Here is a 17,082-nt window from a genome sequence, read left to right as displayed (position 1 = left end):
CCCAGTCCTTCGGTTCGTTTTGGAGCCGCCGTCAGATGCTGCAGTCCATGGGCACCGGCCTGGGCATGCTGGGACTCGCGGGCGTTTTGGGAGAGGCGCAAACCGCAGGCAGGATGGACATGGAGGGCCCCCTGTCCCCGAAGCCATCGCATCGCCCGCCGCGTGCGCGCCGGATCATTCACATCTTCCTCAATGGGGGACCGTCCCAGGTGGACACCTTCGATCCCAAGCCCGCCCTGTCGCGGTACGCGGGGCAGACGCTGCCCGGGGGCAATCTGACCACGGAACGGCCGCTTGGGGCGGCGTTGCCCTCGCCGTTCGAGTTCCGTCCGTACGGCGAAAGCGGCATTGAGGTCAGCGAAATCTTTGCACGGACGGCGGCGCACGTGGATGACCTCTGCTTCATCCGCTCCATGTTCGCCAACACCCCCAACCACGAGCAGTCCATGAGGCTGATGAACTGCGGCGACGAGCGGTTGTCGCGTCCCAGCTACGGGTCCTGGCTCACCTACGGGTTGGGGACGGAGAATCGCAACCTGCCGGGATTCGTGGCGTTGTGCCCGGGGCTGCCCGTGTCGGATGTCTCGAACTGGCGGTCGGCCTTTCTGCCCGGCATCTACCAGGGCACCCACATCAACACCCGGGAATCGCAGCCGTCGCGATGGATGGATCACCTGACGAATGCCCGGGTGTCCCCGCAATCGCAGCGACGCCAACTGGACTGGCTGCGGGAATTCAACGGGGAGCACCGGCGGGTGCGGGGCGATGATCCCCAGTTGGAGGCGCGGATCCAGTCCTTTGAGCTGGCTTACCGGATGCAACTCGAGGCGACGGACGCCTTCGATTACGAGCGCGAACCGGCGTCCATCCGGGCGATGTACGGCGATACCGTCCAAGCCCGTCAGTTGCTGATCGCCCGACGGCTGATTGAGCGGGGGGTGCGCGTGGTCCAGTGCTATCACGGGGATGTCCAGCCGTGGGACAGCCATGACATGATTGCCGATGCGCACCGGCGTCTGGCGTCGGAGGTGGACCAGGGAATCGCGGCGTTGCTGACGGACCTCAAGCAGCGGGGGTTGTTCGAGGACACGCTGGTTCTGTGCGGCGGCGAGTTTGGGCGGACGCCGGCGGTGGAGATGCCGGCCCCGGGAACTCCGGGGAACGGCAAGGGGCGGGATCACAACCACTGGGGCTTCACCGTGTGGCTTGCGGGTGGCGGGGTGAAGCGGGGGCATGTCCACGGCGCCACCGACGATTTTGGGTTCCGAGCGGTGGAGCAGCCGGTGCACGTGCACGACCTGCATGCAACGCTGCTGCACCTCATGGGACTGGACCACGAGCGCCTGACGTACCGTCATGCGGGCCGGGATTTCCGCCTCACAGACGTCCACGGCGAGGTGGTGCACGGCATCCTCGCCTGAAACGGGACCCGGGCTAGTGGTCGCGGCCGAGCAGGTAGCGCGCGAGCGCCTCCAGTGCGGCGGCCCGGCCGCGGAAGATCTTCAGGGATTCGTAGGCCTCGGCGGTCAGTCGGGCGGCGATCCTTCGGGATTTCTCCAGTCCAACTATCCGCGGATAGGTGGCCTTTTTTGAGGCGGCGTCCTTGCCGGCGGTCTTGCCCAGCGTTTCCGTGGACTGTGTGACGTCGAGGATGTCGTCAATCACCTGGAATGCCAGGCCGACGCGATGACCGAATTCGGTGAGCGCCCTGAGTTGGGCTGGCGTGCAGTTGGCGCTCATGCCCCCGAGACGAACCGAACAGCACAACAGCGCGCTGGTCTTCCGCTCGTGGATGTACCGCAGTTGGGCGAGGGTCAGGTCGCGTCCCTCCCCCTCCAGATCCGCCACCTGACCGGCGATCAGCTGGAGGGAGCCGGCGGCACGGGCCAGTTCCAGCACGAGGTCCTGGTGGGAATACCGCGGCCAGGAACGGGCCTGGGCGGTGATTTCAAAGGCCTGGGTGAGCAGGGCGTCGCCGGCAAGGACGGCGATCCCTTCACCGTACACCTTGTGGTTGGTGGGTTTGCCCCGCCGGAAGTCGTCGTTGTCCATGGCCGGCAGGTCGTCGTGGACCAGCGAGTAGGTGTGAATGCACTCCACGGCGCAGGCGAGGGGCATGGCCTCGGATTCGCGCCCACCGCAGGCCTCCGCGGCGGCAAGCACCAGTGCCGGGCGCATTCGTTTGCCGCCGGCAAACAGCGAGTAGCGCATCGAGCCATGAAGGGTCGCAGGGCGGGCGGTCGCCCTGGGGAGGAACCGGTCCAACGCCCGGTCCACCGAGCGGGAACGGGCCGCGAGCCATCGGGAAACGTCAAATTCAGAAGTGTTCGCAACGGACATTGATGGAGGAGCTTACAAGTCCGGGTGCCGCAAGCTCAAAGCCCAAAAGTCACCGGACCGCCCGCGGGGCCGCCCGAAGGGATCGCCGGCGCGTTTGTGAAAATCCGGAGTGTGCATTTTCCGGCGCCTCACGAATCCTGCCCGCATGAGCCGGAAATCCGCCCGGATCGCCGAAATGATCGCCGGTCTCCATGACCCGCGGTTTGATCCACACTACCTCGGGTATTTCGACTGCTTCAACCGCGGGCTGTATTACGAAGCCCATGACGTGCTCGAGGAACTGTGGCTTTCCCAGGGGCGCGACGGGGCGAACCACGCGTTCTACAAGGGTCTGATCCAGTTCGCCGGGGCGTTCGTCCACCTGCAGAAAGGACGACTGCGCCCGGCCGTGGCACTGTTCAACCTCGCCGAGTCCAATCTCCGCCGGTACCCCGTCCGCCACGAGGGACTGGATCTCGATGACGTCCTGCGGGTGATCGGTGAATGGAGGGGACGGGTCGAAGCGGGGGGATTTCGGGACAACCCGCTGGCGTCGGGCTGCGGACCGACCCTTCGGCCGGATGCATCCGGGTCCTGATCCGCGACGATCAGTCCGGTTTGTGGATGCTGTGGCAGGCCTTGCAGTTGGCAGCACTCCGCCACGCCTCGATGGAGTCCGGCAGGCGGTCCGCCAGCGCCACGGCCGCGCGGCTGAGTTGGGATGTCTTGTCCTCCCAGCTGGCCAAATCCCCCATGGGCGGCTTGTTCAGTGCGAGTTGCTGCGTGAGGTACACCATCCGCTGTTTGTCGGCGGAGGTCGCCGTGTTCTCTCCGAGCCGGGCTGCCAGGGACTCCTTGCCCTTGAAGCCCTCATCCATGATCTGGTCAATGGACATGGAAGGCTTGGTGTTGCTGAACGTCGAGCAGCCGGTCAGGCCCAGAGTGGTGGCGGTGGCCGTCAGGGTGGCAAGGCGCAGGAGTGGATTCATCGGGGACGGAAAATGTTCCGGGGATGAAAGTGCAGCCGTTCCCGGAAAGGCGAGCGGGAAATTGAGTGTGCCTCGATTTTCAGCCCCGGCCTGCGGGCCACCAAACTTTACGGAGACGTTGCCCTCACCATCTTGACCGGGGTCACCGGGGCGTAACGATGCCCTTTGATGAAGGGCTCCCAAGAGGTTTCCCCTGCACGACTGCGCGAAGCGTTTCTGCGTCGCGCCCGTGTGCCGGAGTCGCAATTCGAACGTGAACTCTTCCTGCGCTGTGTTCCGCCATTGCAGCGTCCGGCAGCCCGGTTGCTGCTGTGGCTCGACGCCGGGCTGTTCCGCAGGGACTTGGAGACCATTCGTACCGTTTCCGTGGCCGCTTCTGCAGACGAAGTCCGGGATACTGCCGGAGAGTTGGGCGGTGGCATGCTGTATCGCCGGACGTGGGTCCGGGATACCCTCGGGATTCGCGCGTCCGGGCGGCGCCTGGTGGCGATCGCAAAGCAGGTCATGGAATAAAAAAGGGGCCGGGCGTGTCAGCCCGGCCCCGTGATGATTGGGACGCCTTAGTCCGCCGCGCGGTAGAATCGCAGCGTGGTCTCCGGGGGCACCGTGTAGGGGCTGGCGGCGCCCGGAACCGGGGCGAAGTCGCCGCCGAGGGTTTCGGACGACTGGAGGGTGCCGGAGAAGATCACCTGCACGCCCCCGTCGCCGGTCTCGATCACGATCACCGGCCCGGCGCTCGGCGGATACTCAACCGGCGTGAATCCGCCCTCCGGATTCAGCAGCAGGCTGTTCCCGATCCATGTCCAGTCCACCGCCCAGTTGCGGCTGCTGGTAAAGGCGCCGTAATAGGGAGCGGGACGGTAGAACCCGTTGTCGGGCGCGATGCGCGGGGAGGAATTCGCCGGGCTGTCCGCCTCCGGTCGCGGGTCGAGGCCAAAGGGCTCCGACCAACTGATGCCGCGGAGCATGGGGTTGACGTTGGTCCGATTTCCGGTTCCGGGCTCGAACACCGAAGCCGGCCCGAAGCTGGGCATCGAGAATCCGAACCAGAGGTTGTCGAGGACCGTCGGCTCGGCACCTGTGCTGAACGCGTCGCCGGTGATGGGGAGTCCGTTGAATTCGGTGAAGATGCCGTTGTAGACGCCCACCTGGGTGTAGGCCCGGAAGGTGAAGGCGTTGTTCCCGGATCCCGGGGTGCCGGGAACGGCTCCCGCACCGATGAGGGTGGTGTTGTACGTCTGCCAATTGGAGACCGGGACACCCTGGCCGGTGATCCGTTCCTGGGGTTCGCCGTTGATCTCCATGCCCTTTTCCACGCTGTTCTGGGGCTGGATGCCGAACCAGAACTGGTTCAAGCCCGTGTATCCCTGGTCGGCATCGAAGGCTTCGTCCTCATTGAATGCGGCAACGAGATACCGGGTGTTGACCGAGCCGCCGAAGAACTCAAATCCGTCGTCCGAATTGGCGAAGACCTCGATGTACTCGACTTTGGTGCAACGACCGACGCCGCAGAGCGACAGGCCGTTTACCTCCTTGTTGGACTCCAGCACCTTGCCTCCGTGCCGGATCGAAATGTACCGGTAGACCCCCGAATCGTCCTCGTCGTCGCCTCCACCGAACCGATTGACGTACTGACCGGTTGGCGCCTGGTCGTCGGACAGCCCCTCGTAGATGTCGTACTTGGGATTGGTTGCGTCGCCGGTGCCGTTGTTGGAATTGTTGATGCGGGCCCGTCCGTAGATCACCAAGCCGCCCCAAAGCTGGGTGTCCTGCGGCCCGAGGTCGTCGGGGTCACTGACGTCATCCTCCTCGGCGGTGAAGATGATCGGGTTCACCGGGGTTCCTTCGGCGAAGACCTTCGCACCCTGACAGACGAAAAGGCAGCCGAAGTTGTCAGGCCCTGTTCCCAGAGCGCCCTTGATCACCGTGCCTGGCTCGATGTGCAGCTCGGCGCCGTCCAGCAGGTAGACAAAACCGTCCAGCAGGTAGACGTTGGTGGAAGCCCAGTCGAGGCGGCCCGAGTAGAATCCGGCAGGGATGGTCACCAGATTGGTCTGCGGCGGCAGGTAGCCCGCCTGGTCGAGGAAGGTCCACTTGCGCATCCAATTGTTGGCCCCGTCGAAGGCACCGCGGTACGGGGCGATCTGATAGAAGCCATCCTGGGGCGCCGGGCGATAGTTCTCAAAGCCCGGGCTTTCCGGCTTGAGCAAAGGATTCAGGCCGCCATCGGCCGGCCAGGCGCGGGAAATGCCCCGGAGCATCGGATCGGCAACGTCGTTCGTGGCCGTCGGATTGAAAACGGCGGCCGGAGTGAACGTGGGGTCCGAGAAGCCGAACCACAGGTTGTTGCGCACGGTCGGTTCCGCACCCGTGGAGAACGCGCCACCGGTGATGGGCAGCCCGTTGAACTCGGTGAAGATGCCGTTGTAAACTCCGACCTGGGTGTAGGCCCGGAAGGTGAAGGCGTTGTTCCCGGATCCTGGAGTGCCCTGTTGAGCCCCGGCACCGATCAAAGTGACGTTGTACACTTCCCAGTTGGAAACAGGCACTCCCTGGCCGGTGATCCGCTCTTGGGGTTCCCCGTTGATCTCCATGCCCTTCTCGACGGAGTTTGAGTTCTGGATCCCGAACCAGAACTGGTTCTTGCCGGAATAGCCCTGGTCCGCGTCGAAGGCCTCATCTTCGTTGAAGGCGCTGACCAGATAACGGGTATTGACCGTCCCCCCGAAGAATTCGAATCCGTCATCCGAGTTGGCGAACACCTCAATGTACTCGACGGTGGTGCTGCGTCCCACGGCGCAGAGGGAAAGCCCGTTCACCTCCTTGTTGGACTCGAGCACCTTGCCGCCGTGGCGGATGGAGACGTACCGGAGAACTCCGGAATCGTCGTCGTCGTCCCCGCCTCCGAACCGGTTGACGAACTGGCCCGTTGGCGCCTGGTCGTCGGGAAGCCCCTCGTAGATGTCGTATTTCGGGTTGCTGGCATCGCCCGTGCCGTTGTTGGAGTTGTTGATCCGTGCGCGCCCGTAGAGCACCACGCCGCCCCAAAGTTGGGTGTCCTGGGGGCCGAGATCGGTGGGATCCTCCACGTCATCCTCTTCCGCGGTGAAGATGATCGGATTCTGAGGGGTCCCCTGGGCGTAAATCCTGGCGCCCTGGCAGATGAAGAGGCAGCCGAAGTCTTCCGGCCCTGTGCCTAGGGCCCCCTTGATGACCGTGCCCGCCTCGATCTTCAGTACGGCGCCATCCAGCGCATAGACAAACCCGTCGAGCAGATAGGTGTTGGTGCGGCTCCAGACATTGGTGCCCGTGAGGAATCCGGCCGGGATGGTGACCGTCTCGGCGTGTGCCAGCTGGGCGCCCGCAAGGCCGCACAGGATGAGGAGAAGGCCTCCGAGCCTCCGCCAGGAATGGATGATAGAGTTCATTGGTTTCGTTGATTGCGACGACAGCGATGTCCCGCCTGAAATGGCGGCATCGGAGCGGGCACCTTGGGGGGGCGGTCGCAACAGGGGGGTGGCCCTGAAGTTACATGGCGGTGACGAAATCCGCCGGCCACCCGGGGTCACGCCGGCGGGGTCCGCAAATCGCGTCGGAGGTAGCAGGCCACCGCCTCGGCGACGGATTTGACCCCGAGCTTGGAGTAGATGTTTCGCACATGGGTCTGGACCGTGTAGGTGCTGATGTTGAGCACGGTGGCCACTTCCTTGGCCCGCAGCCCGTCGGCGAGCCGCCACAGGACTTGTTCCTCCCGCCGGCTCAGGCGGATCGCCTCGGCAGGCCCGGGGCGGTCCTGGTACAATTGTTCGATGAGGCAGCGGGCGATGGCCGGAGCCAGTGGAGCCCCGCCCGTGGCCACCTCCTGGATGGCTTCCAGAACGCGCTGCGGGGGCGAGTCCTTGAGGAGATAGCCATGGGCCCCCGCGGCCATGGCGGCGAGGATGTGGGGCAGTTCTGGACGGGTCGTGATCGCAATGATCTCGACCCCCGGAATCAGGGATCTCAGGCGCCGGATGCAGTCCGGACCCGGAATATCTCTGAGGTTCATTTCGATGAGGACGACTTTCGGCCGGGTCTGGGGCAGCTCGGCGAGGGCGCCCCGGCCGGTGCTGCATACGGAGACGAGGTGGTGGCCGGGAGTCATCCGGACCAGTGCGGCGAGCCCGTCACGGGCACCGCCGCTGTCATCAATGATGGCAATGTTGAGGTTCATGTGTTGGGTGGAGTGCATCAGGTGGTTTTCCTGAGGGGTGATGGGAGTTGTCTCCGTGGACGCCGAGGGGGCCGACGGCCTGGCGGAAACCGGGAGTGCAGAGGGGGAACCCCCGGTCGGGGATGCCGAGCCGTGCGGGGTGCGGCGAAGCGCAACGGTCCGCGGAATAGGGCGAAAACTGCTCATGGTGCGAAGCGTGTCCAGAGGGGGAATCTCGGAAGGCGGAAAAATGTGGCGAAATGGTGACGGGGGGATCGGGTCACGGGGCTGGAGGGTCGGTGACAATCCTCGGGGTGATCAGCATACGAGTTCCTTCTTCCTTCGGGCGTCGAAGTCGCCTTGGAACAGCCGGCCAAGCCACGGGATGTCCCCGAGGCCGGGAATCTTGCGTCGAAGCCTTGCGGACTCCGTCTGGATCAGCCCGCCCATTGCGATGGTGGTCCCACTCCGGACCCGGATGAGGGTGGAGGCCTGTTTGATGTCGAGGACTGGCGCCGTGGTACTGCGGTTGGGGGAGATTTTGGTCTCGAGGAGGCTGGTGAGCACCGGGGAGATGTCGAGCGTCACCCAGTCGTCCCCGGAGATCTGCGGAGTGATTGCCAGGATCGTCCCCACGGTGACGCTGATCACCGTGTCCTGCTCGATGACCGCCGATGCCCCGGCCGTGGTTCCCCCTCCGGGCACTATGGTGGACTGGTTTTGAAAGAAGGGCATCTCGGTGCCGACCTTGATGAGTGCCGTCTGGTTGTTCAGCGTCCGGAGCCTTGGCTTGGAGATCACCCGCACCTCCCCCTGCTCCTGGAGGGCCTTCATCAGGAGCGAGGCCTGATCATTCTCGAACGCCAGGGTGAGCGTGGCAGGGGACAGATCGAAGCCGCCGAGGGGACGGGTGATCATCGGGGAGCCGGCCATCCCGAATGCACCGCCTGAGGTCCGGATGACCTCCTCCCAGTTGATGCCGAACTCGAACTGGTCGCTGAGCGTCACGTCATACAGCCGCGCCTCGATGTCCACCTGCCGCTGCACCGTGTGCTGGAGACGGTCCAGATAGCGCTCGACGCGCCTCAGCGCGGACGGCCGGTCGGTAACCACGATGAGGCCGGCCGTGGGATTGATCGCCAGGGTGTCGCGGCCCGGCGCCGTGAGCAGGCGGGTCAGGTCGTCGCGGAGCTCGGTCCAGAAATTGATGGTGTTCTCGGCGGTGAGCTGGACGGACGAACCGCCCGTGGCGCCGGAGGCGCCCCCGCCCACGGTCTGGGAGCCCGATGCGGTGGCGACGGTGGTCCCGCCACCCGAGGTGCCGGCGGCCAGCGTGGCCGAGTTCTGTCCGAGGCCCTTGCGTTGCAACCGCAGGTAGTCAATCAGGAAGGAACGGCTTTCCGTGGTTCTCACGCGGATGAGCCCTTCGGATTCCGTCCATCCGCAGTCCGCGGCCTCCAGCAGGGCCCGCATCACGACCGGCAGCGGCAGATCGTGCAGATCCACGGTGATCACCCCGGTGACGTCGGCATCCGGGACCACGTTGAGACGGTTGGCCCTCGCGAACAGGGCCAGGGCCTCCTTGAGGTCCAGGTCGGCGGCCGAAAACGAGTACAACGGCCGGTCTGGAGCGAGCGAATCGGCAGGCGAGGCTGGACGCTCGACCTCCACGGATCGCGCGGGCCTTTCCGGAATCCCGGCGGGAGGGAGGACGGGCCATTCCGCCTGCGACAGTTCGCGATCCACCGTCCGCCATTGTTCCAGACGACGCCGGGAAGGGCGGGTGCCGCCGGATTGCGCGTCGCGGGGTGATTGCGCATCCGTCGTGGTGACGGTCACCGCGACGAGAAGCGCCAGACTCAGTCGCCGGAGCAGCTCTGTACGCCGTGGATGCAGGACGGTCGGTTGGAAGGTGGATGGGTTCATCGCAGAATTCGGGTGGTTGAACGAAGGATCTGAGGGCCGGAGCGGCTGGAGGATTGCTCCGTGGCGGTGGCCACCGGCGGTGACAGCACCCAGGCCGTCCGGGCCACCACGAGACGGACAACGCCTTCGGGGCCGCTCAGTTGGGCGAGCCCGGGGGCCAGCCGGTCAATCCGGTATCCGGCAACATGACCTCCCTCGGCCACGACCGTTCCGTTGATCACTGCAAACGTCTGACCCGGTTGACACCACACGGCAGCAAGCCTGAGGGGTTCCGACGCCTCCGACCGACCGGGGGAAGCGGTGTCCACGGGATCGCCGGCGAAGGGATCCGCAGGGGCGTCGCCCTCCCGGAGCCTCCAGTCTCGCACTGGTGGTGGGGCGTCGGACGCTTCCGGATCCTGGAATTCGTCCTGGGGAGTGGAATCCGCCGCTGCGATTCCGGTCGCCCAGGCGTCCACGGGTCCGGGGCCACCGCGGTTCCGCAGCGTTAGGATGCCTGCCGCGGCGATCGCGGCAATGACCGCAAATCCAATGGCTTGGGAGATCTTCATGAGACGGGCGGGATGATCCAGAGTTCGAGATCCAGGGTTGCCGTCAGGATTCCGTGGAGGTCGGCAGCGATGGTCAGACCGGTGACATCCGCACGCCGGGTGTCCCGAAGAATCCAGTGCCCGAACTTCAATAAGTCCTGCAGCCCACGCCGCTCCCCGGAAGCCCCCGTGGCCCGCAGGCTGAGCCGGATGGGAATGCGAAGGACCTCCCGGTCCGCGGCCGGATGCGTGACGACATCGGTGATCGCGAACTGGAGATTCCATCCCAGCTCACGAGCGATCGCGGTGGCGGCATCCAGCCAGGTGCCCACCGTTGAGGGATCGCCGGCGAGCGCCTGGCACAGCTCCTCGAAGCGGTCGGCGAGCTGCTCCTCGTCCGCATCGTGAAGGCATCGTTCGTCTTGTTGCACCCGGGTGATGCGATCACCCAGTTCGCGATGAAGGATTGCTGATTCCCCGAGGACCGGACGCAGCCGGTGGATCCCGGCGACGAGGAGGCCCGCCGCGACGGCGAAGGGGGTGAGGCATCGGATCCATTCGGTGACCCGGTTCCGAAGGGGTGGGTTGGGAGTGGATGACTGGGAGTTCATGGGAGATCTCCTTCGAGCAGAAACGCATCGGACGCATCCCGGGGGCCGCTTCCGAGGGTGCGAACTCGAGTGGCCCACGGTGCGGGATCGGTGGGAGGCGGAGCCTCGACACGGGCAAAGAAGGGGTCTCCCGACATCGTGGCACTCAATGAGGCGATCGCGTCCGCCCGATCCCCCGGGTCCCGACGGTGGCGGCCCGCCACGCGATAACGCCATCCGCTGTCCCTCCGCTCGATGGCCACATTCATGAGCTGCAACGTTCCGGGAATCCGGGGTGCCAGGGTGGCCACGAACCAGAGCGGCACCGGCGGCGGCGGACTTCCGGCAAGATGGACCAGGGCGCGTTGGCGCCGCAGGCGCTCCATCGGTTCACGCAGTTCGGCCTCACGCGCGGCCAGGTGTGCGGCTTCCCGGCGGAGCGTGCGGAGGATTTCGTGTTCCTGGCGCGCGGTGCGATCGGCGAAGACCAGGAAGGTTGCGGCGCCCACGAGTCCGAGGACGGCGAGCAGGGTGTGCGTTCGCAGCACCAGCCGGCGGCCGGGCTGTTCCCACGGATCGCGGACCGCAAGGTTCACGCCCGTGGGGTTGCCGCGCTGTGCCGCCCGACGGGTCCAGTCGGCGGCATCCCAGGCTCCGGGAACGCTTTCGAAGCCTTCCGGGGATTGTTCGGCGCCGGCCGGGCCCAGCCAGCACCGGCGATCCACCGGATGCGAAAAGGTCTGCTCAACGAACTGCGCGGTCCGGTGCAGTTCGGCGGCCATCGAGACCCCGCCCCCGGTACGCTGCATTCCCGCGCTGCGCGCGAGCAATGCCAGCCCGTCGCCTCGTGTGATGGCCATTTCGGTGGTCCCCGAAAGGTGGGTGGCCACCAGGCGGAACTCGGTCCGGCTCCCGGGAAGCGAGTGGGCAACGTCGAGCAGGAGCTCGCTGAAGGGAATCAGGCTCCGAAGCTCCAGGCCCGCCTTCCGGCTGGCATCGCACAGGGCATCTGCCAGCGATCTGGGCAGCAAAGTGATCAGCACCGCCTCGCGGGCTGCCACCGGCACCGCAGGCCGGCCGGACCAGCGCATCGGATCGCCAAGTCCCGGAAGGCGTCCGGCCTGCCTTTCAAGATATCGCTGCCTCAGGGACGGCCGCATCGGGGGCAGGTCCACCCGCTGGTGGAGGAGGCGCGGGTGTGCCATCACCAGGTCGAGGGTTCGCTCCGACGGCTGCAGCGCAGCGGTTGCAGCGCGAAGGGCCTCGCCCAGTTCCCCGGGAGTGGACACCGGAGCGGGGGACGTCCAATGGGTGCGGGCTGCTTCCGGACCGGTCACCGCCACGAAACGGGTGTGCAGCCAGCTGACGGTCATCCGGCCGCTCCGCTCCGGGATGGGGGCCGCGTCGCGGGTGGCGGTTGGACGCAGGGTCAGCATGGGGTGTCAGGGCTGGTGGAGGTGGGCGCGGTGATCAAGTCCAGTTGGGCGACGGCACCGACAACCGTCGCCCGGTCGGGCCCGGTCTGTGGGAACCCGTGTGCTGCCCAGTCGAGGTAGGCCTCGAAGAAATCCCGGAGGGATCGCACGACGGCATCCCGGTCCGCCGGGCTTGCGGCGTGCAGTCCCCCCGGGTTTTCCGGCGCGCCCAGGAACCGGTCGAGGGCCTCATCCACAGCCGGCCCGGTCCAGTGACCGGCTGCGGACCTGAGCGTGGGGCGCCCCCGCCACGCACCACGCTCGAACGTCATGGCGAGCGGTTGGTGGAGGACCACTGAGGACTGAAGCGCCCCGGTGTCGCCATGAAGGCGCAGCACCGACCCGCGAAGATACCAGGCCTCGAAGATTCCCTCGGGCATGGGATTTGTGGCCAGTCGGTCTACGCCAAAAAAGGCCGGCGCTTCTCCGGCGGACCGGGTGAGGAGCATTGGAACGAACTGCTCCCGCAGATCCAGCCGGCCCACGACCAAATGTTGGTAGAATTCACGCAAGATTTGGAAACTCTTGCTAGTTTTGCCGGACAATATTGATGAGCAGCAGACAGGCACGCAGTGGCAACGCCTCGTTCCGCGAAAAATGCTACATCACTACCGCAGGAGCATCCTCTGTGTCCCTGTGTCCCTTAGGCAGACCTCGGGCGCCACCACCTCGCCTAGGGCACCCTGAGCTCGCGTCCGCCGGGAGTCGCACCGTAACGAAGTACTCGCCCCGTTAACCCCCTCTGCACACATGCCGAAGGGATACCCTCCTCTCGACACCTGTCCTCACTTGCGGATCGAAACGATTCTTCTATCCAGATTTCGACAATTTTTTGATTGACAATTGGAATGTTGTCCTCAACGATGCGGGCAAGCTTCCTCAGCTATTGCCTCTCGAATTGGGTGCCGTTTCCTCGGTCCCTCCTCGCGAGCGACGGCTGTCGTGGCTTGCCTTTGGGACCCTAGCCTAAACATCACAAACGTCACAAACGTCACAAACGTCACAAACGTCACATCAAATGAACAACAAATCCTCGATGCGCAATGCCGCACTTTTTACGTTGCTTGCCATTGCATATGTTGCCCGCCTCGAAGGGGGAATATCCACAACGCAGGCAACGGCCACGCAGGTTGCGCAAACGTTGGTACCATCAAGCTCAAGTTTGACCTTGAGTTCGATCTCATCGCAGGGAGGCTCCCAGCAGCGGGGAACGTTTACCGCGCTCGCAACGGATCAAGTCGGTAATGGCAACATGACGAATGGAGTCATTTTATCGACGGGGAATATAGCGAGCGCGTCGTCGGCACAGTCAACCGTGGCAAGCACCTCAACCTCAAGTGGATCTAACTCGGCATTCACAGCGTTGATGAATGGGCAGACTAGCGGTGACGTGTCGTACGTCGAGTTTACCGTTTACAATCCTGAGTATGCAACGCGCACGATCTACTTGTACTTTACCTTTGCATCAGAAGAGTATCCCGATTACGTGAACAATCTGTTCAATGACGCCATGGGCATCTGGGTTAACGGCGTCAACCAAGCTACCCTGTACGGAGACCCCATAACCATCGAAAATGTAAACGACCAAGTTAATTATTTGAATTGGTTTAACAATTACGACTCTAGTCTTCCTCGATATCGAGCGGCAAATTTTGTATATGGAGGCTATACCTTTACTTGGTACATCACGATTCAAGTTCCTTACAACACTTCCAAGACGATTCGGGTTGGGGTTGCCGATGGAAATGACACATCGTTGGACTCAGCGGTGTTTCTACGTACTTCCATTAGCTGGTAGTTGATTTCGGCCAAGTCAGATGCACCCAACCGGGTAAACATGCCCGGTTGGGTGCTGGTCTGATTCGAGTCGAGCCACCGCCTCCAACCCGCGGGGCTCGGCATTGTTGCGCCGTGTTGCCTTCGTTCGTGCCTTGTTGTGAACCTACTCAGAGCTCATTGCGGCGCCGGAGCCATCCGAACCAGGCATCCGCCGCGACCCGAATCCATTCGCTGGCTCCGAACACGACACGCGTGGGCCAGGGCAGGGAGACCTTCACTGCGGCGAGAAGGACCACAAATTTCGGGACGACGAAGGTGAACAGCACGAGAACGAAACAGGCGGCGACCCCGAGCACGGTCGCCGGGTAGGCCGTCGCCTGCCGGATTTCCGACGCCACACGTTCCCGCCATTCCAGGGTGCGTCGCAGCTCGGCGAAGGCCTCCGGCAACGAGCCCCCGGTCTCCCCGGCCCGGATCAAGTGGGTGATGTCGGTGGGGAAAACCTCCGGATGCTGCTCCATGGCGGATGCCAGGGTCCGGCCCGATTCCACGCCGAGTCGAAGGTCGGTGTAGAGGGCCCCCCATTCCCGCCGGCCGGCGTCCTGCGCGGCCAGGTCGAGGGACTGGACCAGTGGAACCCCGGCCCGCGACAGGAACTCCATCAGGCCGAAGAATTGTGCCAGTTCGTTGCGGGGCAGCCGCCGCCGGCGGCGGTGCGGGATTCGGGGCATCCGGGTCCGCGTGGCGCTGATCAACCAGATGCCCGCCGTGTGCAGCTGTTGCTCGAGGGAGGACTCGTCGGCTGCGTGCAGGCGGCCGCACCGTGTCCGTCCGCCGGCGTCCACGCCCCGGTAGGTGAACAGCGTCATGGCCGTGCCTCCGGCGGTCGCGTCACGGTGATGACCTCGGCAAGGGTGGTGGTGCCGTCGAGCACACGCCGCCACCCGTCCTCGAACAGGCCCTCCATGCCCTGCTCCCGGGCGAGCCTTAGAAATTCGGAGTGGGGTGCGCGACGCATCACCGCGTCATGGAACCGCTCGTCGGGCACCAGCAGCTCGAACAAGGCTTGGCGTCCCCGGTAGCCGGTGTTCCGGCAGGCCGGACATCCCACGGCCTGCCAGAGCTCCAATGCCGTTCCATTCGGAGGGCTTGGACGGTGCTCCGCCGCCACGCGCCCGGGATCCGCAACCGGGCGCCGGCACTGAAGGCAAAGGCGGCGTACCAGGCGTTGCGCGAGGACGGCCACGAGGCTGTCCGGAATGAGGCACGGTTCGATCCCGAGGTCGAGCAGGCGGGGGATCGCGCCCGGGGCATCATTGGTATGCAGGGTCGAGAATACCAGGTGGCCGGTCAGGGCGGCGCGAATCATCAGGCCCGCGGTCTCCGCATCGCGCGTCTCCCCGACCAGGATCACGTCAGGGTCCTGCCGCAGCAGGGATCGGAGGGCTGTTCCGAACGTCAGCCCGATGTCCTCCTGAATCTGGGTTTGGCGGATGCCCGGCAGGGTCAGCTCCACCGGATCCTCAAGGGTGAAGATTCCCAGGTCCGGACGGTTCAGTTCCTGCAACAGCGCGTAGAGGGTCGTCGTTTTGCCGCTCCCTGTGGGCCCGGTCACCAGGAGCACCCCGTGCGGTGTGGCCAGCAGGTTCCGCACGGTGCGGTCCATTGCGCCGGGGAGGCCGAGTTGCGCGAGGCCGAGGCCCTGCGACGTCGGATCGAGGATCCGCAGCACCACGCTTTCCCCGAAACGCGTGGGCAGCGTGGAGAGCCGGAGGTTGATCGGTTGCCGATCCACCCGCACGGTCGCCCGGCCATCCTGGGGACGCCGGGTCTCGGTGACATCCATGTCGCCCAGGAGCTTCAACCGGGAGGTCACTGCGGCCTGCAGCGACTTGGGGATCAGCACGTCGTGCCGCAGGAGACCGTCCACCCGGAGCCGCAGGGACACCGAGGTTTCCCCGGGTTCGACGTGCAGGTCGCTGGCGCCGGCGCCGACGGCGCGCTCGATCATCTGATGGACCAGGGCGATGACCGGTGCCTCCGGACCCTCGGGGCCGGCAGCGGGTTCGGCGGCCAGGCTCGTGGCCGGTGGTTCGGGGACCTCGAGGGCACTCCGTTCGATGGACTCGTGAAGACTTGGACCGGTGGCTTCCATTCGGTCCAGCGCGCCCAGAATTTCGCGCTCGGATGCCGTGACGACCTCGACGTCGCATCCCACCGACTGCCGCACGAGGTCAAGGGCCACCACGTTGAACGGATCGGCGGTGGCGATCGTCAGGCGCCCGTCCGCCCAGGCGACGGGGACAACGCGCAGCCGGCGGGCCAGCGGGGCGGGGAGGACGTCCAGCAGCTCCGGACGGGGTGGACACGATGCCAGGTCGGCCCGGTGGCTCCCGGACACGCGGGCGACGAATTCGCACAGCGTGTCCGGGCTGGCAAAGGCGAGGGATGCGACCACGTCGAGAAGTCCGCCGCCGCGCCGTCGTCGCTCGGATTCCGCGAGGGCGAGCTGCTCCTGGGTCAGGAGGCCTTCGGCCAGAAGGCGTTCTCCAAGGCCGGGATCGCTGGGGGCGGGCTTCATGACCGCGGGGAACGGCGACGGATCCCTTGGACCGTACTCAGCGATGGGCGATGTAGATTTTGACCGTGCCGCTTTGGGCCCCGGTGAAGTTGTACTTCACGCGCCCCCGGTTATCCACGGGGTTGGTTCCGTTTCCCTCGCCAAACTCATCGCCGTCCAGCTTGCGGTTGAGTTCGCGCGCGTCCTCCAGCGCGACGTTCTCCAGGACGGCTTGCAGCACGTAGCGTCCACCGGAGGCATCATTGTCTGGCGGCTGGCCGTCGAAGTTGTAGGCGTCGTTGGCGCCGGTGGGATCGGTGCCCGGGGTGACACAGTTGGTCAGGTACAGGTAGGCGCCGTCCGAGATTTTGGTGGTGAACGGCCGTTCCAGGTAGCCGCCGCGCAGCAGGACCTCCTGCGCCCAATTGCCGGCCGCCGGCGTGGTCAGGTCGGTAATCGGCGCGCCGTTGACATCACCGAAGCGGCCGTATTTGCCGAAGTACGTCATCGAGGCGGAACGGATGGAGTTGATGGCGAGCGCGGCGCTGGTGACGCGCGCGTCGTTGATGGCGGCGAAGATTCGCGGCAGCAGCAGGGATGCGAGAACGGCGATGATGGCGAGGACGCCGATCATCTCGACAAGGGTGAAGCCGCGGGCGGGGATTTGGGAGTGGATGGGAGCCTTCATGGGAGACTTGGGGTCGGTGGACTTTTGACAGGGT

At 65.3% G+C, this 17,082-nt stretch carries 16 protein-coding genes; 4 read left to right on the top strand and 12 right to left on the bottom strand.

From position 1 onward, the window contains the following. The first annotated feature begins 35 nt into the window (after positions 1-35). On the top strand, positions 36-1,421 hold the full coding sequence (locus KF791_07595; protein MBX3732445.1) for a DUF1501 domain-containing protein: 1,386 nt from the start codon (positions 36-38) through the stop codon (positions 1,419-1,421). A 13-nt stretch (positions 1,422-1,434) separates the two neighbouring features. Here KF791_07595 and KF791_07590 read toward each other — a convergent pair whose 3' ends face one another. Further along, positions 1,435-2,340, bottom strand: a complete 906-nt coding sequence (locus KF791_07590; GenBank protein MBX3732444.1) for a polyprenyl synthetase family protein — start codon at positions 2,338-2,340, stop codon at positions 1,435-1,437. 145 nt (positions 2,341-2,485) lie between these two features. On the opposite strand from KF791_07590, the gene KF791_07585 reads away from it, so the two are divergent. Further along, positions 2,486-2,917: a DUF309 domain-containing protein gene (locus tag KF791_07585; protein MBX3732443.1), complete on the top strand. Its 432-nt coding sequence runs from the start codon at positions 2,486-2,488 to the stop codon at positions 2,915-2,917. A gap of 10 nt (positions 2,918-2,927) precedes the next feature. Here the strand turns inward: KF791_07585 and KF791_07580 are convergent, their stop codons facing one another. Further along, a complete protein-coding gene (locus KF791_07580) occupies positions 2,928-3,308 on the bottom strand; it encodes a hypothetical protein (protein ID MBX3732442.1) in 381 nt (126 codons plus the stop codon). 168 nt (positions 3,309-3,476) lie between these two features. Between KF791_07580 and KF791_07575 the strand changes: the two genes are divergently transcribed. After that, positions 3,477-3,821 (top strand): hypothetical protein, encoded by a 345-nt coding sequence (locus KF791_07575; GenBank protein ID MBX3732441.1) that lies wholly within the window; start codon positions 3,477-3,479, stop codon positions 3,819-3,821. A gap of 47 nt (positions 3,822-3,868) precedes the next feature. On the opposite strand, the gene KF791_07570 is transcribed toward KF791_07575, so the two are convergent. From KF791_07570 to KF791_07540, 7 genes are all read right to left on the bottom strand, one after another. Then, the gene (locus KF791_07570) at positions 3,869-6,736 is read right to left on the bottom strand and encodes a hypothetical protein (GenBank protein ID MBX3732440.1); all 2,868 of its coding nucleotides are present in this window, start codon (positions 6,734-6,736) and stop codon (positions 3,869-3,871) included. 137 nt (positions 6,737-6,873) lie between these two features. Continuing rightward, positions 6,874-7,539, bottom strand: a complete 666-nt coding sequence (locus KF791_07565) for a response regulator transcription factor (protein MBX3732439.1) — start codon at positions 7,537-7,539, stop codon at positions 6,874-6,876. A 279-nt stretch (positions 7,540-7,818) separates the two neighbouring features. Continuing rightward, complete coding sequence (locus KF791_07560) at positions 7,819-9,426, bottom strand: secretin N-terminal domain-containing protein (GenBank protein ID MBX3732438.1); 1,608 nt, start codon at positions 9,424-9,426, stop codon at positions 7,819-7,821. Further along, positions 9,423-9,977, bottom strand: a complete 555-nt coding sequence (locus KF791_07555) for a hypothetical protein (GenBank protein ID MBX3732437.1) — start codon at positions 9,975-9,977, stop codon at positions 9,423-9,425. The genes KF791_07560 and KF791_07555 overlap by 4 nt, the downstream gene beginning before the upstream one ends. Next, positions 9,974-10,567, bottom strand: coding sequence for a hypothetical protein (locus KF791_07550; protein ID MBX3732436.1), 594 nt, complete (start codon positions 10,565-10,567; stop codon positions 9,974-9,976). Before KF791_07550 ends, KF791_07555 begins: the two co-directional genes overlap by 4 nt. Continuing rightward, positions 10,564-11,982 carry a hypothetical protein gene (locus KF791_07545; protein ID MBX3732435.1) on the bottom strand — a complete coding sequence of 473 codons (1,419 nt, stop codon included), beginning with the start codon at positions 11,980-11,982 and terminating at the stop codon, positions 10,564-10,566. The genes KF791_07550 and KF791_07545 overlap by 4 nt, the downstream gene beginning before the upstream one ends. Next, positions 11,976-12,533, bottom strand: coding sequence for a hypothetical protein (locus KF791_07540; GenBank protein MBX3732434.1), 558 nt, complete (start codon positions 12,531-12,533; stop codon positions 11,976-11,978). Before KF791_07540 ends, KF791_07545 begins: the two co-directional genes overlap by 7 nt. 506 nt (positions 12,534-13,039) lie before the next feature. Here KF791_07540 and KF791_07535 point away from each other — a divergent pair. Next, positions 13,040-13,819, top strand: a complete 780-nt coding sequence (locus tag KF791_07535; GenBank protein ID MBX3732433.1) for a choice-of-anchor L domain-containing protein — start codon at positions 13,040-13,042, stop codon at positions 13,817-13,819. Between the two features lie 148 nt (positions 13,820-13,967). On the opposite strand, the gene KF791_07530 is transcribed toward KF791_07535, so the two are convergent. The 3 genes from KF791_07530 to KF791_07520 are packed head-to-tail and all read right to left on the bottom strand — an operon-like array spanning position 13,968 to position 17,048. Continuing rightward, positions 13,968-14,669 (bottom strand): type II secretion system F family protein, encoded by a 702-nt coding sequence (locus tag KF791_07530; protein MBX3732432.1) that lies wholly within the window; start codon positions 14,667-14,669, stop codon positions 13,968-13,970. Next, a complete protein-coding gene (locus KF791_07525) occupies positions 14,666-16,381 on the bottom strand; it encodes a type II/IV secretion system protein (protein MBX3732431.1) in 1,716 nt (571 codons plus the stop codon). The genes KF791_07530 and KF791_07525 overlap by 4 nt, the downstream gene beginning before the upstream one ends. Positions 16,382-16,418: 37 nt before the next feature. Further along, on the bottom strand, positions 16,419-17,048 hold the full coding sequence (locus KF791_07520; protein MBX3732430.1) for a type II secretion system protein: 630 nt from the start codon (positions 17,046-17,048) through the stop codon (positions 16,419-16,421). Positions 17,049-17,082: the final 34 nt, after the last annotated feature.

The sequence above is a fragment of the Verrucomicrobiia bacterium genome (genome assembly GCA_019634635.1).
GTDB lineage: Bacteria > Verrucomicrobiota > Verrucomicrobiia > Limisphaerales > UBA9464 > UBA9464.
The sequence above is the reverse complement of the archived record's forward strand: the minus strand, read 5'-3'. Positions and strand labels throughout refer to the sequence as shown.